At 73.8% G+C, this 15,364-nt stretch carries 18 protein-coding genes, 1 tRNA gene and 1 pseudogene; 10 read left to right on the forward strand and 10 right to left on the reverse strand.

Going from position 1 to position 15,364, the window contains the following annotated elements; translation table 11 throughout:
- A complete protein-coding gene (locus ACFY1S_RS01250; RefSeq protein WP_387111461.1) occupies window positions 1-327 on the reverse strand; it encodes a hypothetical protein in 327 nt (108 codons plus the stop codon).
- An 84-nt stretch (window positions 328-411) separates the two neighbouring features.
- Here ACFY1S_RS01250 and ACFY1S_RS01255 point away from each other — a divergent pair, with 84 nt between their 5' ends.
- Window positions 412-594 carry a hypothetical protein gene (locus ACFY1S_RS01255; protein WP_387111464.1) on the forward strand — a complete coding sequence of 61 codons (183 nt, stop codon included), beginning with the start codon at window positions 412-414 and terminating at the stop codon, window positions 592-594.
- A gap of 6 nt (window positions 595-600) precedes the next feature.
- On the opposite strand, the gene ACFY1S_RS01260 is transcribed toward ACFY1S_RS01255, so the two are convergent.
- A complete protein-coding gene (locus tag ACFY1S_RS01260) occupies window positions 601-1,155 on the reverse strand; it encodes a flagellar biosynthesis protein FlgA (RefSeq protein WP_387111466.1) in 555 nt (184 codons plus the stop codon).
- A gap of 208 nt (window positions 1,156-1,363) precedes the next feature.
- Here ACFY1S_RS01260 and ACFY1S_RS01265 point away from each other — a divergent pair, with 208 nt between their 5' ends.
- Window positions 1,364-1,582: a hypothetical protein gene (locus ACFY1S_RS01265; RefSeq protein WP_387114403.1), complete on the forward strand. Its 219-nt coding sequence runs from the start codon at window positions 1,364-1,366 to the stop codon at window positions 1,580-1,582.
- A 62-nt stretch (window positions 1,583-1,644) separates the two neighbouring features.
- Here ACFY1S_RS01265 and ACFY1S_RS01270 read toward each other — a convergent pair.
- Window positions 1,645-1,803, reverse strand: a pseudogene (locus tag ACFY1S_RS01270) (FmdB family zinc ribbon protein); the annotation flags it as partial.
- Complete coding sequence (locus ACFY1S_RS01275) at window positions 1,800-2,477, reverse strand: 5-formyltetrahydrofolate cyclo-ligase (RefSeq protein ID WP_387111468.1); 678 nt, start codon at window positions 2,475-2,477, stop codon at window positions 1,800-1,802. The gene ACFY1S_RS01275 and the pseudogene ACFY1S_RS01270, both read right to left, overlap by 4 nt.
- 85 nt (window positions 2,478-2,562) lie before the next feature.
- On the opposite strand from ACFY1S_RS01275, the gene ACFY1S_RS01280 reads away from it, so the two are divergent.
- From ACFY1S_RS01280 to ACFY1S_RS01305, 6 genes are all read left to right on the forward strand, one after another.
- The gene (locus ACFY1S_RS01280; RefSeq protein ID WP_387111471.1) at window positions 2,563-4,884 is read left to right on the forward strand and encodes a diguanylate cyclase; all 2,322 of its coding nucleotides are present in this window, start codon (window positions 2,563-2,565) and stop codon (window positions 4,882-4,884) included.
- Between the two features lie 9 nt (window positions 4,885-4,893).
- Window positions 4,894-5,856 (forward strand): UTP--glucose-1-phosphate uridylyltransferase, encoded by a 963-nt coding sequence (locus tag ACFY1S_RS01285; RefSeq protein ID WP_387111474.1) that lies wholly within the window; start codon window positions 4,894-4,896, stop codon window positions 5,854-5,856.
- On the forward strand, window positions 5,853-7,166 hold the full coding sequence (gene glp / locus ACFY1S_RS01290; RefSeq protein ID WP_139582488.1) for a gephyrin-like molybdotransferase Glp: 1,314 nt from the start codon (window positions 5,853-5,855) through the stop codon (window positions 7,164-7,166). The genes ACFY1S_RS01285 and glp overlap by 4 nt, the downstream gene beginning before the upstream one ends.
- Before the next feature lie 73 nt (window positions 7,167-7,239).
- Window positions 7,240-7,890 (forward strand): GNAT family N-acetyltransferase, encoded by a 651-nt coding sequence (locus ACFY1S_RS01295; RefSeq protein ID WP_387111478.1) that lies wholly within the window; start codon window positions 7,240-7,242, stop codon window positions 7,888-7,890.
- A gap of 177 nt (window positions 7,891-8,067) precedes the next feature.
- Window positions 8,068-8,847, forward strand: coding sequence for a hypothetical protein (locus tag ACFY1S_RS01300; protein WP_387111481.1), 780 nt, complete (start codon window positions 8,068-8,070; stop codon window positions 8,845-8,847).
- A gap of 349 nt (window positions 8,848-9,196) precedes the next feature.
- Window positions 9,197-9,270: transfer RNA gene (locus ACFY1S_RS01305), tRNA-Ala, on the forward strand.
- A 94-nt stretch (window positions 9,271-9,364) separates the two neighbouring features.
- Here ACFY1S_RS01305 and ACFY1S_RS01310 read toward each other — a convergent pair.
- The 4 genes from ACFY1S_RS01310 to ACFY1S_RS01325 all read right to left on the reverse strand — a co-directional run bounded on the left by ACFY1S_RS01310 (window position 9,365) and on the right by ACFY1S_RS01325 (window position 12,020).
- The gene (locus ACFY1S_RS01310) at window positions 9,365-9,913 is read right to left on the reverse strand and encodes a hypothetical protein (protein WP_387111484.1); all 549 of its coding nucleotides are present in this window, start codon (window positions 9,911-9,913) and stop codon (window positions 9,365-9,367) included.
- 74 nt (window positions 9,914-9,987) lie between these two features.
- Entirely contained in the window at window positions 9,988-10,413 is a 426-nt protein-coding gene (locus ACFY1S_RS01315) for a nucleoside deaminase (RefSeq protein WP_387111487.1), read from the reverse strand.
- Entirely contained in the window at window positions 10,410-11,261 is an 852-nt protein-coding gene (locus ACFY1S_RS01320; RefSeq protein ID WP_387111490.1) for an LLM class flavin-dependent oxidoreductase, read from the reverse strand. Before ACFY1S_RS01320 ends, ACFY1S_RS01315 begins: the two co-directional genes overlap by 4 nt.
- Window positions 11,262-11,318: 57 nt before the next feature.
- Complete coding sequence (locus ACFY1S_RS01325) at window positions 11,319-12,020, reverse strand: hypothetical protein (protein WP_387111493.1); 702 nt, start codon at window positions 12,018-12,020, stop codon at window positions 11,319-11,321.
- 61 nt (window positions 12,021-12,081) lie between these two features.
- Between ACFY1S_RS01325 and ACFY1S_RS01330 the strand changes: the two genes are divergently transcribed.
- Window positions 12,082-13,167, forward strand: a complete 1,086-nt coding sequence (locus ACFY1S_RS01330) for a Gfo/Idh/MocA family protein (RefSeq protein WP_387111496.1) — start codon at window positions 12,082-12,084, stop codon at window positions 13,165-13,167.
- Between the two features lie 48 nt (window positions 13,168-13,215).
- Here the strand turns inward: ACFY1S_RS01330 and ACFY1S_RS01335 are convergent, their stop codons facing one another.
- Entirely contained in the window at window positions 13,216-14,076 is an 861-nt protein-coding gene (locus tag ACFY1S_RS01335; RefSeq protein WP_387111499.1) for a hypothetical protein, read from the reverse strand.
- 132 nt (window positions 14,077-14,208) lie between these two features.
- Complete coding sequence (locus ACFY1S_RS01340) at window positions 14,209-14,865, reverse strand: 4'-phosphopantetheinyl transferase (protein WP_387111502.1); 657 nt, start codon at window positions 14,863-14,865, stop codon at window positions 14,209-14,211.
- A 200-nt stretch (window positions 14,866-15,065) separates the two neighbouring features.
- Between ACFY1S_RS01340 and ACFY1S_RS01345 the strand changes: the two genes are divergently transcribed.
- Window positions 15,066-15,335 (forward strand): hypothetical protein, encoded by a 270-nt coding sequence (locus ACFY1S_RS01345; RefSeq protein WP_364368375.1) that lies wholly within the window; start codon window positions 15,066-15,068, stop codon window positions 15,333-15,335.
- The last annotated feature ends 29 nt before the right edge of the window (window positions 15,336-15,364 follow it).

Consider the following 15,364-nt stretch of genomic DNA (forward strand, 5'->3'; position numbering starts at 1 on the left):
TCAGAAGATGATCCGCGAGCAGAGCAGGCAGACCAGCACCACCAGCACCACACCGGCCGCCGCGCCGAAACCGTAGGTGACCCGCTGCGAACGCTGCTCGGCCGCGTCCAGGGCGGCCATGTCCTGCGCGGGCAGCCGGCGGGGCGCTGTCGGCTCCAGGTGTACGGGCGGACGCCAGCCGGCCGGCGGCGGCGTGCTCGGCGGAGGGCCCGCGTACCCCCCGGTCGGTGTGGGGGCCGGCCCGGCGGGCTCCGCGACGCCGCCGTCGCCGGGGCCGGGCCGCCGCCAGTAGTCGTCAGGGGTGCTGGCACCGCTGGGGGTCGTCACGCCGTCCGACGCTACCAATCAGGTCGTCCGCCCGGCCGCTTCTGGCCGGCGCGGCCACCCTCGGCTGCGCTAGTCTTGCCGCTCGTGAGCACCGAGGACCCCGGCACGCGGGGAGCGCGCGGCGACGACGACCGCACCGTCGACCTGAGCGACGACTTCGTGGTGCTGCCCGAGCAGACGTCCGACGACACCGATCACGGTTGGGGCGAACGGGCCGGCGGCAACGACGACTGGCTGCTGTCGCAGCGCCCCCCGCACTGGGACTGACCCGCGCTAGCCGCGGACGACTATGGCGAAGCGGCTGCCCTCGGGCAGCCCGACGGCCCGTTGTGCCTGGTCGGGGCGGAGCGCCAGGTAGAGCGCCGCCGACCCGTCGGTCGCGCCGCCGCCCAACACGTCAAGCACCAGCGCGCCGGCGGCCAGCAGGATCGCCTCGGCGCCCGCCTCACCGGGGGGCGCCGCGAGCAGGTCGACCCGGGCGCCGGGGCGGACCACCGCCAGCGCGGCGGGCTCGGCCAACCGGACCGGCACCCCTACCGACCCGCTGGGCAGCGGCAGCGGCACGGGGCCGGACGACGGCCCGCTCCGGTCGCCCGCCTCGGTGGGTCCCGTGCCGGGGACGGGCATCTGCCCGTCCGTTGCCGCCGGTGCGCGGTCCGGGGACGGCGTGCTGCCGGTGACCGCAGGGCAGCCGGTCGGGGTGTGCAGGACGGCGGCGGCCAGGCCGAGCAGTGCGGCGACCAGGCCGGCCCGCAGCAGGGTACGACCGCCGGGCAGGGAGGGTCGGCGCAGCGGTCGCAACGCCCGCGTCGAATCCGGATCGACCATCGCCCCGCCGCCTCCCGTCGGGGCGTCGCGGCGACGCCCGTGGACGGCAGGTTAGGCCTGTCGGGGACCGGTCGGTCGGCCATCCGGGCGTGCCTGTGGACAACCGGCCGGCCTGTGGACAACCGCCCACCGGCAGGCTCGACCTGCTAAGAGGCCACTGTCGGCCGACCCGACGTCACGACACCAGGGGTGCCCGACGGGTCAGGACGTGGAGCTGGCCGCCGGCGCCTTGCCGCCGCTCGACCCACCCGAGGACGAACCGCCGGACGAGGACGACGACGACCCGGACGTCGAGGACGACCCGGACGAGGAGGACGTCGAGGACGACCCGGAATCCCCACCCGATGACGACTCGGACTTCGCCGGCTTGCTTGCCGTGCCGCCGGCCGAGGTCTCGGACCCGGAGGCGCGCGAGTCGGTGCGGTAGAAGCCGGAGCCCTTGAAGACGATGCCTACCGAGTTGAAGACCTTGCGCAGCCGTCCCTGACACGCCGGGCACTCGGTCAACGGCTCGTCAGAGAAGGACTGCACCGCCTCGAGCTGGTGACCGCACGCGGTGCAGGCGTACTGGTACGTGGGCACGTTCTCCTCCGGATCTGGGCTCGGCCCATTGGCACTCGACGTATTCGAGTGCCAATGGTGCGTCATTCGCCCCGGGTTCGTCCAGCGGACGTGTGGGGCGCGACACCACGCGACAAACCCGGGCCGCCGTCAAGCGTACGCATCCCGTCGGAGGGGGTGAGCACCGCGCGGACCTGACGGTCGTGTGGTTCGGCGGGCAACGCCTCGACCAGCTCCCCGTCGTGCAGCGGGACCACTGTCAGCGTGCCGGCCGGCACCCGGGCCAGCGCGCGGTCGTACGAGCCGCCGCCGCGACCCAACCGCCGGCCGTTCCTGTCGACGGCGAGCGCCGGTACGACCACCAGGTCCGCGTCGGCCACCGCGCCCACCCCGAGCCGGGGCCCGTCCGGCTCCCGCAGACCCCGGCCGGCGGCGATCAGGCCCTCCGGCCCGGTGTACGCGGCCCAGTCCAGATCCAGGTCGGGCAGGAGCACCGGTAGCAGCAACTCGGCGTCGGCAGGCAGCGCCGCCAGCAGCACCGCCGGCAGGTCGGGGCCGCCCGGCTCGGAGCCGACAGGCACGTACGCCGTCATCCGGCGGGGTCGCAGCCGGCGTACCAGGGCTACCAGCTCGGCCTGGACGCGCCCGGCGGCTTCGGCCCGGGCCGGAGCGGACAGCGTCCGGCGGCGGGCGAGCAGTTCGGCGCGGGCGTCCCGCTTCGCCACAGCTGCCGCTTCCGCTTCATAAGAAAAATCCGGCATGCAACACTCCTGACGCAACGCCTCCACCACGGTCGCTCTGTGTCAGCATCGCAAGCAACGGAGGCGGAACTTCCGGGGGGACCGAGTGACGCTACGCGGGCGGTTGACGGCAGCCTTCCTCGTGGTGGTGCTCGGCCCCGTCCTGCTCGGCGCGCTCTTCGTGGCGTCCACCGCCGCCGCGGTGGACCGCAGCCGCTCCACCGAGCGTCTCGCCGTGGCGGCGTCCACCGTGCGCACCTCCGTCGACGCGCTCTGCCAGCAGCTCCGGGCCACCGCCGACGCGGTGGCCCTCAACGGTGACCCGTCCGCCGCCGCCAACCAACTGGTCAGCCGGGGCTTGGCCGCCGCCGTACTGATCACCGACGTGACAGGCCGGGTCACGTACGCCTCGGCCGGCGCGCCGTCGACCCCCTGGCGGGACTGCGCCGGCACCGGGGAGACGCAGCCCGGCCCGGTGTACGCGCTCGCCGCCCGGGTGGACCTGCGCGACCGGGCCGGCGCCCTGCTCGGCACTGTGGCCGCCGCGCAACTCGTCGACCCGGCGTTCGTGACCCGGCTCGCGGCGGTCACCGGCGTGGCGGTCACCCTGCTCGGCGGCGCGGGCAGCGACCGGGTCACCCACACCACCGAGTCCCGGGAGGTCCGCGACGCGGTGCTCGCCGCCGCCGGCGCCGTCGACAGCGAGCGGGTCACCGAAACCCACGACGGCCGGTACGTGCGCAGGATCGGCCCGTCCAGCGGGCAGCCGCTGCCGCTGGTCCTGTCCGTACCCAGCGAACGACCGCCCGGGCTGCACGTCACGCTGCTCGGCGCGGTCGTGCTGGCCGGCCTGCTCGCCGTGCTCACCGCCTGGCGGCTGGCCCGGGTGACCACCCGACCGCTCGTGGAGCTGGCCAGCGCCGTCGACCGGGTGGCGTACGGCGACCTGACCGCCCGGGTGCCGGTGCGCAGCCGCGACGAACTGGGCCGGCTGGCCGCCGCGTTCAACCGGATGACCCGGGAGACCGGGTCGTACGTCGCGGCGCTCACCAGCAGCCGCGACCAGTTGCGCGGCCATCTCACGGTGCTCGGCGACACCCTGGCCAGCACGCACGACCTGCAACGCATCCTGCGGGTGATCCTGCACAGCGCCATCGCCGCCACCGGCGCCCGGGCCGGCGCGGTGCTGCTCGTCGAGGCCGGCGGTGTGCTCGCCGCGCAGTGCAGCGAAGGGCTGGACGGGCGCTGGCCCGACGGCGACCCGGACGAGCCGCAGACCCTGCGGGTGCCGGTGGGCGTCGGCGTGGTCGGCGCGGTGGCCGCCACCGGCGAGCCGCAGCGAGGGCGGATGGAGCCGACCGAGGCCCCCGCCGGTGAGCCGCGCTGCCGCACGTACGTCGCCGTGCCGTTCGCCACCCCGGGCGGGCCCGCCGCGCCGACCGGCACCCCCGCCGCCGACGAGGCAGGTACGCCGGCGTCGGCACTAGGCGTCCTGGCCCTCTACGACCGGGTGGGCGCGGACGAGTTCGACGACGACGACCTGGTCACCCTTCGCACCTTCGCCGGGCACGCCGCCGTGGCCGTGGAGAACGTCCGGGTGCACGAGGAGGCCCAGCGGCTGTCGCTCACCGACCCGCTCACCGGCCTGTGGAACTACCGCTACCTGCGCGAGTCGATCCGGCGGGAGGTGGAGCGGGCCAGCCGGTTCGGCCGGATGCTCAGCGTCCTCGCGCTGGACCTGGACCGGTTCAAGGACGTCAACGACACGTACGGGCACGCGGCGGGGGACACCGTGCTCGCCGAGTTCGCCAGGCGGGTACGCGGCGAGATCCGCGAGGTCGACCTGGCCTTCCGGCAGGGCGGCGAGGAATTCGTCCTGCTGTTACCGGAGACCGACGCCCGGGGCGCGGCGATAGTGGCCGACCGGCTGGGCGCCGCCGTGCGGGAGGCGCCCATCGCCGTCGAGGCGTACGCCGGGCCGGTCATGGTGACCGTGTCGGTGGGCATCGCCGTCTACCCGGACCACGGCAGCACCGGACGGGAGGTGCTGGAGGCCGCCGACGACGCGCTCTACGCCGCGAAGGCGGCCGGCCGGGACACCTACCGGGTCGCCGAGGTACGCCCCGACGTGCCGACCCGGGAGTTGCAGGTGCTGGCCGGCGCCCTCAGCCCACCGGACGGGCTGCCGCGTGCCGGCCGACAGGTGCAGGCCCACCGGGAGCCGGGCGGCCACGCCCGGTCGGAGCCGGCGGTGGGCGTACCCGAATCGTCGCCGCCGGGGCCGGCGCACGCCCGGCCGGAGGTGGCCGACGACCCGGCGGCCGATGCCGCGGAGGGTGCCCGGGCCGGTCCGGACGCCGCGCGGCCGGGACCGGGCGGCGGCGCGTCTTCTGGGCCACACCCGCCGCGGCAGAGCCGTGGCCGATAGTCTCGCGGCATGTCGGAGCACTCAGCGAACCCCTCATCGACGGTCGCCGCAACCGGCCGTCCCCTGGCGGTCAAGGCCGTAATCCCGGCCGCCGGACTGGCCACCCGCTTCCTGCCGGCCACCAAGGCGGTGCCCAAGGAGCTGTTGCCGGTGGTGGACCGGCCGGTGCTGCAGTACATCGTCGAGGAGGCCACCCAGGCCGGCATCGGCGACGTGTTGCTGATCACCGGTCGGGGTAAGACGTCGATGGTGGACCACTTTGACCGTCGCCCCGACCTGGAAACCAGGCTGGAGGAGAAGGGCGACGCCGAGCGGCTGGCCGCCGTGCGCCGGCCCAGCGAGCTGGCCGAGATCTACACGGTCCGCCAGCCCGAGCAGCTCGGCCTCGGCCACGCCGTCGGGTACGCCGAGTCGCACGTCGGCGACCAGCCCTTCGCGGTGCTGCTCGGCGACGAGTTCGTCAAGCCGTCCGAGCCGCTGCTGCCGGCGATGCTGGAGTTGCAGGCCCGCACCGGCGGTGTGGTGCTCGCCTTCTTCGAGGTCGACCCGGCCGACACCAAGCGGTACGGCATCGCCTCCGTCGAGCCCGCCGAGTCGGAGCTGACCGACATCGGCGAGGTCGTCAAGGTGACCGGGATGGTGGAGAAGCCCCAGCCGGAGGACGCGCCGAGCAACCTCGCCGTGCTCGGCCGGTACGTGCTGCCCGGCAGGATCTTCGACGCGATCCGGCGGACCAAGCCGGGCAGCGGCGGCGAGATCCAGCTGACCGACGCCATGGAGCTGCTGCGCACCGAGGGCGTGCCTGTGCACGCGATCGTCTACCGGGGCACCCGCTACGACACCGGTATGCCGCTGGGCTACCTCCAGACGGTCGTGCAGATCGCCGCCGAACGCGAGGACCTCGGCACCGAGTTCCGCTCCTGGCTGGCCGAGTTCGTCAAGGCCGACGCGGCAGGCGGAACTGGTACATGACAGCGACGGCCGACGCCGAGGCGGCCGCGAACGAGTTGACGCCGCTCGCCGACTACCTGGGCAGCGTGCTGCGCAGGTTACGAGCGCTGCCGCCACTCGACCTCGACCTCACCCAGGCACACGGCAACGTCCTCGCCGAGGACGTGGTCGCGCCGCACGCGTTCCCGGCCTTCGACCAGGCGGCCGTGGACGGGTACGCGGCCCGCTGGGAGGACATCTCCGGAGGGGGTCGGGGCCCCAGCTACGTCCCGGCCCCCTCCGGCACGCCCGGCGGGCGGACCATCCGGCTCAACGTGGTCGGTGACCTCGGCGCGGCCAGCTGGCGACCCGTCCGGCTCACCCCGGGCTCGTGCTTCTCGGTGGCCGCCGGGGCGCCGCTGCCCGTCGCCGCCGACGTGGTGGTCCCGGTGGAGTGGACCGACCAGGGCATGGCCGCCGTGGAGATCTTCCGCACCCCCAAGCGGGGGTACGGCGTCCGCCGCGCCGGTGAGGAACTGCCCGCCGGCACCCTGCTCGCCCGCGCCGGCACGTACGTGTCCCCGGCCCTGGTAGCGGTCTTCGCCGCCACAGGCATCGGGCACGTGGTGGTCCGGCCCAGCCCACGGGTGGTCATCGTGGCCACCGGCGACGAGTTGGTCGACGTGGGCCGGGGCAGCCAGCCCGGTCAGGTGGTGGACGCCAACTCGCACGCGTTGACCGCCGCCGCGGCCGAGGTGGGCGCCCTGGCGTACCGGGTGGGGATCTGCGACGACGACCCGGAGGGGCTGCGCGGGCTGCTGGAGGACCAGACCCTGCGCGCCGACCTGATCATCACCACCGGCGGCACCGGCACCGGCCCCGGCGACATGGTGCGTCGCATCCTGTCCCGGCGCGAGGGTGGCCGTGCCGGCCCGGTCACGTTCACCGACGTGGCGCTCTATCCCGGCACCGCGCTCGGGTTCGGCACGGTCGGCGCCGAGGAGGTGCCGGTGGTCTGCCTGCCCGGCGACCCCGGCGCCGCGCTCATCGGCTTCGAGGTGCTGGCCCGCCCCGCCATCCAACTGCTCGCCGGTGCCGAACCGGTGTTCCGACCCAGCGTCCGGGCGCACCTGCTGGAAACCGTGTCGTCGCCGGGCGGGCTGCGCGAGTTCCGGCCCGCGCACGTCGCCGAGCGGCGCGGCGGCGGGTACACGGTGCAGCCGCTGCGCGGTGGGCCCTTCACCCTGTCCGGGCTCGCCGAGGCGAACGGTCTGCTGGTGCTCGGCGAACGGGTCACCACCGCCGCCGCCGGTTCCACCGTGGACGTCCTGCTGCTGGACCGCCGCCGATGACGGCTTCGTGGTGTCACCGGCACATCGTGGGTCCACTTGCGCACGAACCGGTCCCGCGCGGGAGACTGTGCGGGTGAGTCTCTTCGGACCAGCCCGGGCGCCCGGATGGCCGGCGGTGCTGGTCGACGGTCCGGTGCTGCTGCGGCCGTACCGGCGCTCCGACGCGGCGGCCTGGTCGGAGGTACGCCGGGCCAACCGGGCCTGGCTGGCGCCCTGGGAGTCGTCGCTGCCGGGCAGTTGGGACGAGATGAACTCACCTGCCGCGTTCCGCTGGGTGCACCGCGACCAGCGCCGGTCCGCGCGCGAGGGCGAGGGCATGCCCTTCGCGGTCTGCCTGCGCGAAGCCGACCGGGACCGGCTGGTCGGGCACCTCAACGTGGGCAGCATCGTGCGGCGGGCGTTCTGCTCCGGGTACGTCGGCTACTGGGTGGACGCCCGCGTCGCCGGCCAGGGAGTGATCCCGACGGCGCTCGCGCTCGCCGTCGACCACGCGTTCGGCCCAGGCGGGCTGCACCGGGTGGAGGTGAACATCCGTCCGGAGAACCGGCCGTCCCGTCGGGTGGTGGAGAAGCTCGGCTTCCGCGAGGAGTCGTACCACGTGCGCTACATGCACATCGACGGCGCCTGGCGGGACCACATCGGATACGCGATGACCAGCGAGGAGATCGCCGCCGAGGGCGGACTGCTGGCCCGCTGGCACCGGATACGCGCCGCCGCACGGTGAGCCGTCCCACGGACGGGATCGGCGCGGCGCGGTGGCATGACGGTCGGTGCGCCGTAACCTCAAGTAACTGCAAGCTGTGGCAAGCGCTGCCCGTCCGGACGATCCACGCACCCGAGCGCGACTGGTGGAAGATCCTGCGGTCCGGCGGCGGTTGCTCCGAATTCGGTGACGGGAGGGGTGAGGGTGCCGACCTCGGTGCTCCTCGCCGTCCTCGCCGCCGCCGGCCTGCTCGCCCTGGCCCCGGCGCTGGTCCGCCGGTACGACGCCACCGAGCGGCTGGTGGCGGAGCGGGCGCAGTCGACGGCGCGGGTGCTCCAGCGCCGCCGACGGCGTCGCACTGTGCCGGGCCGCAAACCGGTCCAGCCGCCACGCTCACTCGTCATCACCCTCAGTGAGGATGCGACTACGGGGGCATTGGTGGTGCCTGTCTCCGCGCCGCCGGTGGCCCGCCGCTCCGGCCGGCTGCGCGCCGTGCCACCCGCCGCGAAGCGACCCCGCCGACGGCCACCCCGCCGGCACCACACGCCAGCTGTCTACCGGCGCCGCCGCGTCCTCGCCGCCCTGCTGCTCCTCAACGTCGTCGAGCTGATCGGCGTGCTCTTCGTCAGCCCCGGCTTCTGGGTCGGCTTCGGGGTCACCTTCCTGCTGCTGGTCGCCTACGTCGTCCACCTGCGTGGTCAGGCGCTCGCGGGACGCCGTCGTCGCCGCGCCCGGGCCCGCGAGGCGGCCTGGCTGGCCGCCCGGCAGGCCGAGGTGCGCCGCGAACAGGCCCGCCGTGCCGCCGCCCGCCGGGAGGCGCAGCGCCGCCTCGCCGCCCAACGCGAGGGGGTACGCCGCGCCGCGATGGGCCTCGACCGACCCGGGGACCTGCCGGCCGCCGTCAACGGCGGGTCGGTGTCGTACCGGCGCGCGGGAGGCCTGCGCGGCCGTCCCTACGAGGCCGGCCGGGGTGCCTGACCGCCCCGTCGCCAACGTGCCCCGCCGCAGTCGGAGTGCTGCCGCAGTCGGGGTGCGCCGTGCGCTCGGGTGCCCTGCGCATTGATCCACTCCAGGTCGACGATGTGGCGGCATCATCGCCGGTCGGACACCGCCACATCGGCAAAACGGAGTTGATCACACGCACCGCGCCGCGAGCGCGGCGTCCGGAAGCCCGGGATGCCCGGTTTGCGGAAACGCGAGTGGATCTCCGATGGGGTGTCCGCGCCGCGCCCGGGGGCGGATTCGCGGTGAAGGTCGGCGACCTGTTAGCCTTGCTCCCGGCCCGCCCGGTGTAAGCCGGGTGGGACCGAAGCCGGTTCGCCGGCGGGGGGCTGTGGCGCAGACTGGTAGCGCACCTCGTTCGCATCGAGGGGGTCAGGGGTTCAAATCCCCTCAGCTCCACCCCAGATCAAAGGCCGTTTCCGCCAGGCGGAAACGGCCTTTCTCGATCTTGCCCTGGGCTGCTCAGCTCAGCGGATTCAGAACCGTCTGCCGGTCATCCCCGCCGGGCCCGTACGGCGTGGGCGGCGCTTCGCGGCAGTGGGCCGACGTCGGAGTGGCGGCCGGGACGCATGGCCGCGTGTCGTTGGCCGGGGCCGGCGCCGTCACGGGCGGCGAGAGTGTCGGCGACCGCGCCGGTGACGAAGCCGTAGATGGACTTGTGCAGGACGTCGACGGCGAGCTCCGAACGCGGCCAGGTCTGCGGCGGGGCGCCCACGCCTGTGGCGTTCTCGAGAATCTGGTCGCTTGTCAGCCGTGCGGCGGTGAACATGCTCGACGCCCAGACGCCCCGCAGGCCGACCTGCGCCATCGTGCTGCGCAGCACGCCGACGAGCGCGCCCTGGCCGTAGTGCATCGCGAGGTTCCGCCACCGCGGCTGCCGGGTCGGCGCCTCGGGCATGCCGGTGAGCCGTGCCAGGACGCGGGCCGGCACGTACGAGTCGGGCCTCCCGGTCACCCGCTGCTCCAGCTTCTCCGCCGCGGTCATCACCGCGGCCCCCGCCAACCCGGCCACCAGTCCCTGCCACACCGCACGCTTCAGCATGGCGATTCCGTACCCATCGGTCGGTCGGCCACACCCGGACCGCCGCTCGAACCCTCCTGCGGCGGACCGAAGGCCTAGTAGTGGTCGTCGATCGGCCGGCGAGCCTCGTCGAACAGCGCCGGGCCCTCGTACCGCACCGGGGGCAGCGGCGGTGTGGCCGGCTTGACCTGCTCGAACTGTTCGGCGGACAGGGCGTACACCACCCGGCCGAGGCCGGAGCGGTCGATCGCTGTCGCGCACATGGGGCAGGGTTGGCAGCTCGTGTACATGGTGGTGCCGGCCGCCACGTCCGGGGCGAGTTCCCGGGCGGCCCAGCGGGCGAGCTTCAGCTCCGGGTGGGCGGTGATGTCCGAGTCCGAGACCACCGTGTTGTGGTCCTCGATGAGGATCGTGCCGTCCGCGCCGACGAGCAGCGAGCCGAACGGCCGCTCACCGGACGCTCCGGCCTCGTCGGCCAGGTGTACGGCGCGGCGGAGAAACGTCTCGTCGTCTGGTGTCATCGGTCCTCCTGGGATGTGTGGTGCGCGGCCACGGCCGCGAGGGTCAGCCATGCGCGTCCGGGTTGGCGGATCTCGGTCAGGTCGCCGTTGAACGGGTCGAGCACCACCGTCCCGGCGCCGAGCAGTCGGATCTGGTCGAGGTCGGCGAGGATCTGCTCGATGGTGCCGACACCCGCGAGCCGGTCCCGGGCGGTGACCGGGTCGCGGGTTTCCTGGAGCGCGATGCGCGGCGTCATCGGGGGCGCCGGGCGCCCCACTTCGTCGGCGATGGCCTGGAGCCGCGCCGCCGCCTCGGTCAGCCATCCCGGCGTGAACCGGAGCGGGTGCCACGCGTCGCCGAGTCGTACGGCGCGACGCATGCCGGCATCGCTGTTGCCACCGACCCAGATGGGGATCGGCTGCGTGTCGTAGTCGTCGGTGTCGCTCCAGGCGTCACGCATGGCGTGCAGGTATTCGTCGGTGAGCGCGCCGCGCCGCCGGAACGGCACGCCGAGCGCCTCGAACTCCTGCCGGGCCCAGCCGACGCCGACGCCGAGGACGAGCCGGCCGCCGCTGAGCCGGTTGAGGTTCGCCGCCATCCGGGCGGTGAGTAGCGGGTGCCGGTACGGGACGATGAGCACCGTGGTGCCCAGCCGGATCCGGCGGGTCAAGCCGGCCAGCCAGGACAGCGTGGTGAACGGCTCGTAGAACGGCGCCGGATACTGCTCGGCCACGTCCGGGGTCACCGCGATGTGGTCGGAGACCATCAGCATGTCGAAACCGAGCCCTTCGACTGTCTGCGCCCACTGCCGCAGCATCTCGGGGTCGGTGCCGGGGGCGAAGTTCGGAACGTTCACGCCAATCCGCACGGGTTCGAGGCTAGTCAGCGGACATCGGGCCTGTGAACGCCTTTCCCACGGACCGGCTCAGGCGAAGCGCTCGGTGGTCACAGGGATCAGACCCTGTTCCCGCAGCGCGTCCGTCAGCTCGGACAGCGCCCCGCCCACGGCCGTGTCGGTCGCCCCGGATCTCATCAGGACGGTCAGGTCGACACACCAGGCGAGGCCGCGACCGATCCGGCGCAGGTCCCAGGTGAACAGGGTGCCGCCGTCGTCCAGGTGGCCGCTGGCGTGTGATCCGCCGTCGCAGCCACCTGTCCAGCGCGACCGGAGGTGCGCCACCTGTTCCGGCCGCAGGTCCCCGGCGAACAGAACGCGATACACGCGCCGCTCGAGGAACCCGCTCGGTGGCTGCGCGGGACCGAGCCGCAGCGGGGGAGCGGACGCCAGATCCAGGCGGTCGCGGAAGTACGTGCGCAGCACCGCCTCGGCGGGCAGGTCGACACCACCGAGCCTGCGGTGGACGCTCTCGGCCACCTGGCGGGAGGTGGGCATCACCCTCGCCCGCACCTCCGGGTCGCCGCGCATGTCTCGGCTGAACGAGGCGGAGTTCCACCAGCCGTCGTCCGACGCGGTCCAGCCGGCGCTGTCCAGCCCCGCCGTCGTGTGGTCACCGTGCCGGACGAACTCCTCGACGACGATCCCCCGCACCTCAGGCCCGCTCTGCCCGGCCAGCACGAGGTAGTAGTCCAGTGCTCGCGCGGCGGTACCGAGCGATGTGGCGGTCACGGTCGTAACCGTAGCGGGGAGAGCGGCTAGCATCCGGGATCTCGACGTGAGGAGCGCCCGGATGACAGCCACGGCCCAGACCCGGTTCGGCCTCGTCGGCAGCGGCTGGCGGGGTGAGTTCTTCCTGCGCCTGGCCCGACTCCTGCCCGACCGGTTCCGGGCGACCGGGGTGGTCACGCGTACCGCGTCGCGCGGTGACGTGGTGACGGCCGGGTGGGGTGTGCGGACCTTCCGCACGACGGCGGAGCTGCTCGCCCACGAACGGCCGGACTTCGTCATCGTGTCGGTGCCCTGGTCGGTGACGCCCGAGGCGACCCGTGAGTTGGTCGCGGCAGGTGTGCCGGTGCTCGCCGAGACGCCGCCCGCCCCCGACGTGGACGGGTTGCGGTCGCTCTGGTCCGACGTCGGCGGCAGCGGTCTGGTGCAGGTCGCCGAGCAGTACCTGCTGATGCCCGGGCACGCGGCCCGCCTGGAGGTGATCCGCGCCGGGGTGCTCGGCGAGCCGACCTCGGTGCAGATCTCCTCGACCCACCTCTACCACGCCGTGTCGCTGATTCGTGGTCTGCTCGGCGTCGGGTACGACGCCGCCGAGGTCAGCGCGCGGGCGTTCGTCGCGCCGCTGGCCAACCCGCTGTCGCCCGGCGGCTGGAGTGGCGACAGCACCCCGCAGCAGCTCAGCACCACCCTCGCGACAATCGACTTCGGCGGGCGGATGGGTCTGTACGACTTCACCGACAACCAGTGGTGGAACCCGCTGCGTACGCGTCGGCTGGTGGTCCGGGGATCGCTCGGCGAACTGGTCGACGACCGGGTCGTCCGCCTGGTCGACCCGAGCACGCCTGTGGAGTCGGCACTGGTCCGGCGGCAGACCGGCCTCGACCTGAACCTCGAAGGGCTCGACCTGAAGCACATCAGCTTCGACGGCCGCGTCGTCTACCGCAATCCGTTCGTCGGCAGTGGAATGTCCGACGACGACATCGCGGTCGCCGACATCCTCGCCCGTACCGGCGCGTGGGCGCGCAACGAGGGGCCGGCGCCCTACCCGCTGGCCGAGGCGTGCCAGGACCACCTGGTCAGCCTCGCGATCGAGGAGTCGGTACGCACCGGCCGTCCGGTCGTCACCGCCGAGGAGTCGTGGGCGCGGTAGCCCCTCGGCGTCGTGGGGCCGGCCGGGCCGACCCCACGTGCCGTGGGTTCAGGGCTTCCAGGAGCCGGCGGTCTCGAACCGGTGCTGGTACTCCAGCACCCCCGAGGTGTCGTGCACGTCGAACACGACGCTGCCGGTGCGCCTGCTGCCGGCCGTGAGGTCGCTGCCGGCGGGCATCGGTTTACCGCAGCCGGAGAACACCCCACCCACCGCGTTCTTCTCGGTGCCGTCGGCGGCGACCCACTGGAAGAAGAGCGGGTTCGCCGAGCCGGTGCCCCTGGTCACCGTCACCGTCACGTCGGCGATCACGTACATGCCCTCGTCAGGCTTGAGGCCGTACGACTTGCAGGGCTTGGTGGCGGTGCTGAACTTCGTCACGGTGATCTCGACGGTGCCGTCGTCACCATCGATGACCAGGGTGTCCCCGGCCGACATGTTCCGGGTGTCGCCGGTGGCCGACCGCGGGGTCGGCTTCGGCGGATCGGCCGGTGGCTGGCCGACGCCCCGGGTCACATCGGGCGTGGGCAGCGCCTCGGTCACCTGGTTCCCGGCACGGTTCGCGCCGATGACCGCCGCCACGATGCCTCCGGCGCAGCAGAGCAGGGTGAGCAGGGCAGCCGTGACCGCGACGGCCACGACTGTCGTCTTGGAGTTCTTCGGTGGCATGGGCGGGGGCATGGTGATCGGGTGGCCGGGACCACCTGCCGCCGGGTACGCGCCCCCGGAGAACGGCGGCGGTGGCCACGTCTGGTCGGGCGCGGGAGCGGTTGCGAACGGCGGCTGCGGTGTCGGTGGTGCCCACTGGCCCGATGTGCCCGGCTGCGGTGTCGCCGGGATCGCCTGCGTCGGCGGCTCCGGGTTCGGCTGCTGAGGGTCCTGCGGCCCGACGGGGGGCTGGGGGTGGGTCACCGTACTCCTTGACGCCTCGGTACGTGCGGTTCGGGAACCCGCCGACGCTACCGTGCGTCGTCGACAGCCCTGTCGTCGCGCCGCAGCGCGTCCACATCAGATCGAAACCGACCAGGATGGACACCCGGAGGGTCAGCGGGGCAGCAGGACGGCGGCGGTGCGGGCCAGCCCGTCGGCGACGACGAACCGTCCGCTGATCGTCGCGGGCGGGTCGACGACGTCGGCGGCGTCCACCCGGGTCGGTGCGATGCGGGCCGTGAACGTGCCGGCGTCCGGGTCCACCTCCAGCCGTGCGTCGTGGAAGTCGAGCCAGCTCCCGACGATCGGGTGCCAGACCTTGTAGACGGTCTCCTTGGCGCTGAAGAAGACGACAGGCCAGGAGATGCCGGCGGGAAGCCGTTCGCAGGCCTCCTCCTCCTCGGGCAGCAGCACGAGTCGGCGTACCCCCTGGTTGATCTCGCGGTGCTGCTCGGCGTCCATCCCGACGGACCTGATGTCGGTGCTGCGCGCTGCGGCCGCGGCGCAGTAGCCGGAGGTGTGGGTGATGCTGCCGACCACCCCGGCCGGCCAGACGGGCGCGCGGTCGGCGGCGGCCGGGACGGCCGTCGGCGGGAGGCCCAGGACGGCCATCGCCCGGCGGGCGCAGACCCGCCCGGCCGTGAAGTCCCGTCGGCGGGCCTGCACTGCCTGCGCGCTGAGGCCTGCCTGTTCGGCGGCGAGCAGTTCGCCGGCCCAGTCGTCGGCGGTGGCGACGGCCACGGCGACCGACGGCGGCAGGAGATCACGCACAGCTGCCCCCTACTGACGGGTAGTAGTGAGGTGATCGCTCAATCGTCAAATTTCCGACTCCCACGACCGCCGAAGGTACCGCAAAGATGTATCACCGGAGGGACGCGTCGCGCCCTCCCTGATGGCTCCGGGGGGACCACCATCAATTACTGGCCGGGCACGGCAGCCGCCAGTCCGTGGACATCTGGAGAGGACATGCGATGACCGATGGTGCGGAACGGCCGGGAGGGCGGGTTGACGATCACGCCCCGACGACCCCCGGCTGGAGCTGCGGCTCCTGCGGTGAGGAGTGGCCGTGCGCGACGAAGCGCAGCCGGCTGCTGGCGGAGTACGGGGGTGACCGGGCGATGCTCAGCGTCTATCTGGGCTCCTGTCTCGCCGCCGCCACGGAGGATCTGCGCGCCGCCCCGGTGATGTCGCTCCAGGACCGGTTCATCGGCTGGCTGCCCCGCGGCACGCGACGCGCCTGAAGACGCCTGTGGCCCCGCCGTCGGGCGGG

The sequence above is a fragment of the Micromonospora sp. NPDC000663 genome (genome assembly GCF_042898105.1).
Classification (GTDB): domain Bacteria; phylum Actinomycetota; class Actinomycetes; order Mycobacteriales; family Micromonosporaceae; genus Micromonospora.

What these genes read in the sequence shown, in the direction of transcription:
- ACFY1S_RS01260 (WP_387111466.1), bottom strand. Translation starts at nt 1,155, where the DNA reads ATGGTCGATCCGGATTCGACGCGGGCGTTGCGACCGCTGCGCCGACCC.
- ACFY1S_RS01275 (WP_387111468.1), bottom strand. Translation starts at nt 2,477, where the DNA reads ATGCCGGATTTTTCTTATGAAGCGGAAGCGGCAGCTGTGGCGAAGCGG.
- ACFY1S_RS01285 (WP_387111474.1), top strand. Translation starts at nt 4,894, where the DNA reads ATGTCGGAGCACTCAGCGAACCCCTCATCGACGGTCGCCGCAACCGGC.
- glp (WP_139582488.1), top strand. Translation starts at nt 5,853, where the DNA reads ATGACAGCGACGGCCGACGCCGAGGCGGCCGCGAACGAGTTGACGCCG.
- ACFY1S_RS01310 (WP_387111484.1), bottom strand. Translation starts at nt 9,913, where the DNA reads ATGCTGAAGCGTGCGGTGTGGCAGGGACTGGTGGCCGGGTTGGCGGGG.
- ACFY1S_RS01315 (WP_387111487.1), bottom strand. Translation starts at nt 10,413, where the DNA reads ATGACACCAGACGACGAGACGTTTCTCCGCCGCGCCGTACACCTGGCC.
- ACFY1S_RS01330 (WP_387111496.1), top strand. Translation starts at nt 12,082, where the DNA reads ATGACAGCCACGGCCCAGACCCGGTTCGGCCTCGTCGGCAGCGGCTGG.
- ACFY1S_RS01345 (WP_364368375.1), top strand. Translation starts at nt 15,066, where the DNA reads ATGACCGATGGTGCGGAACGGCCGGGAGGGCGGGTTGACGATCACGCC.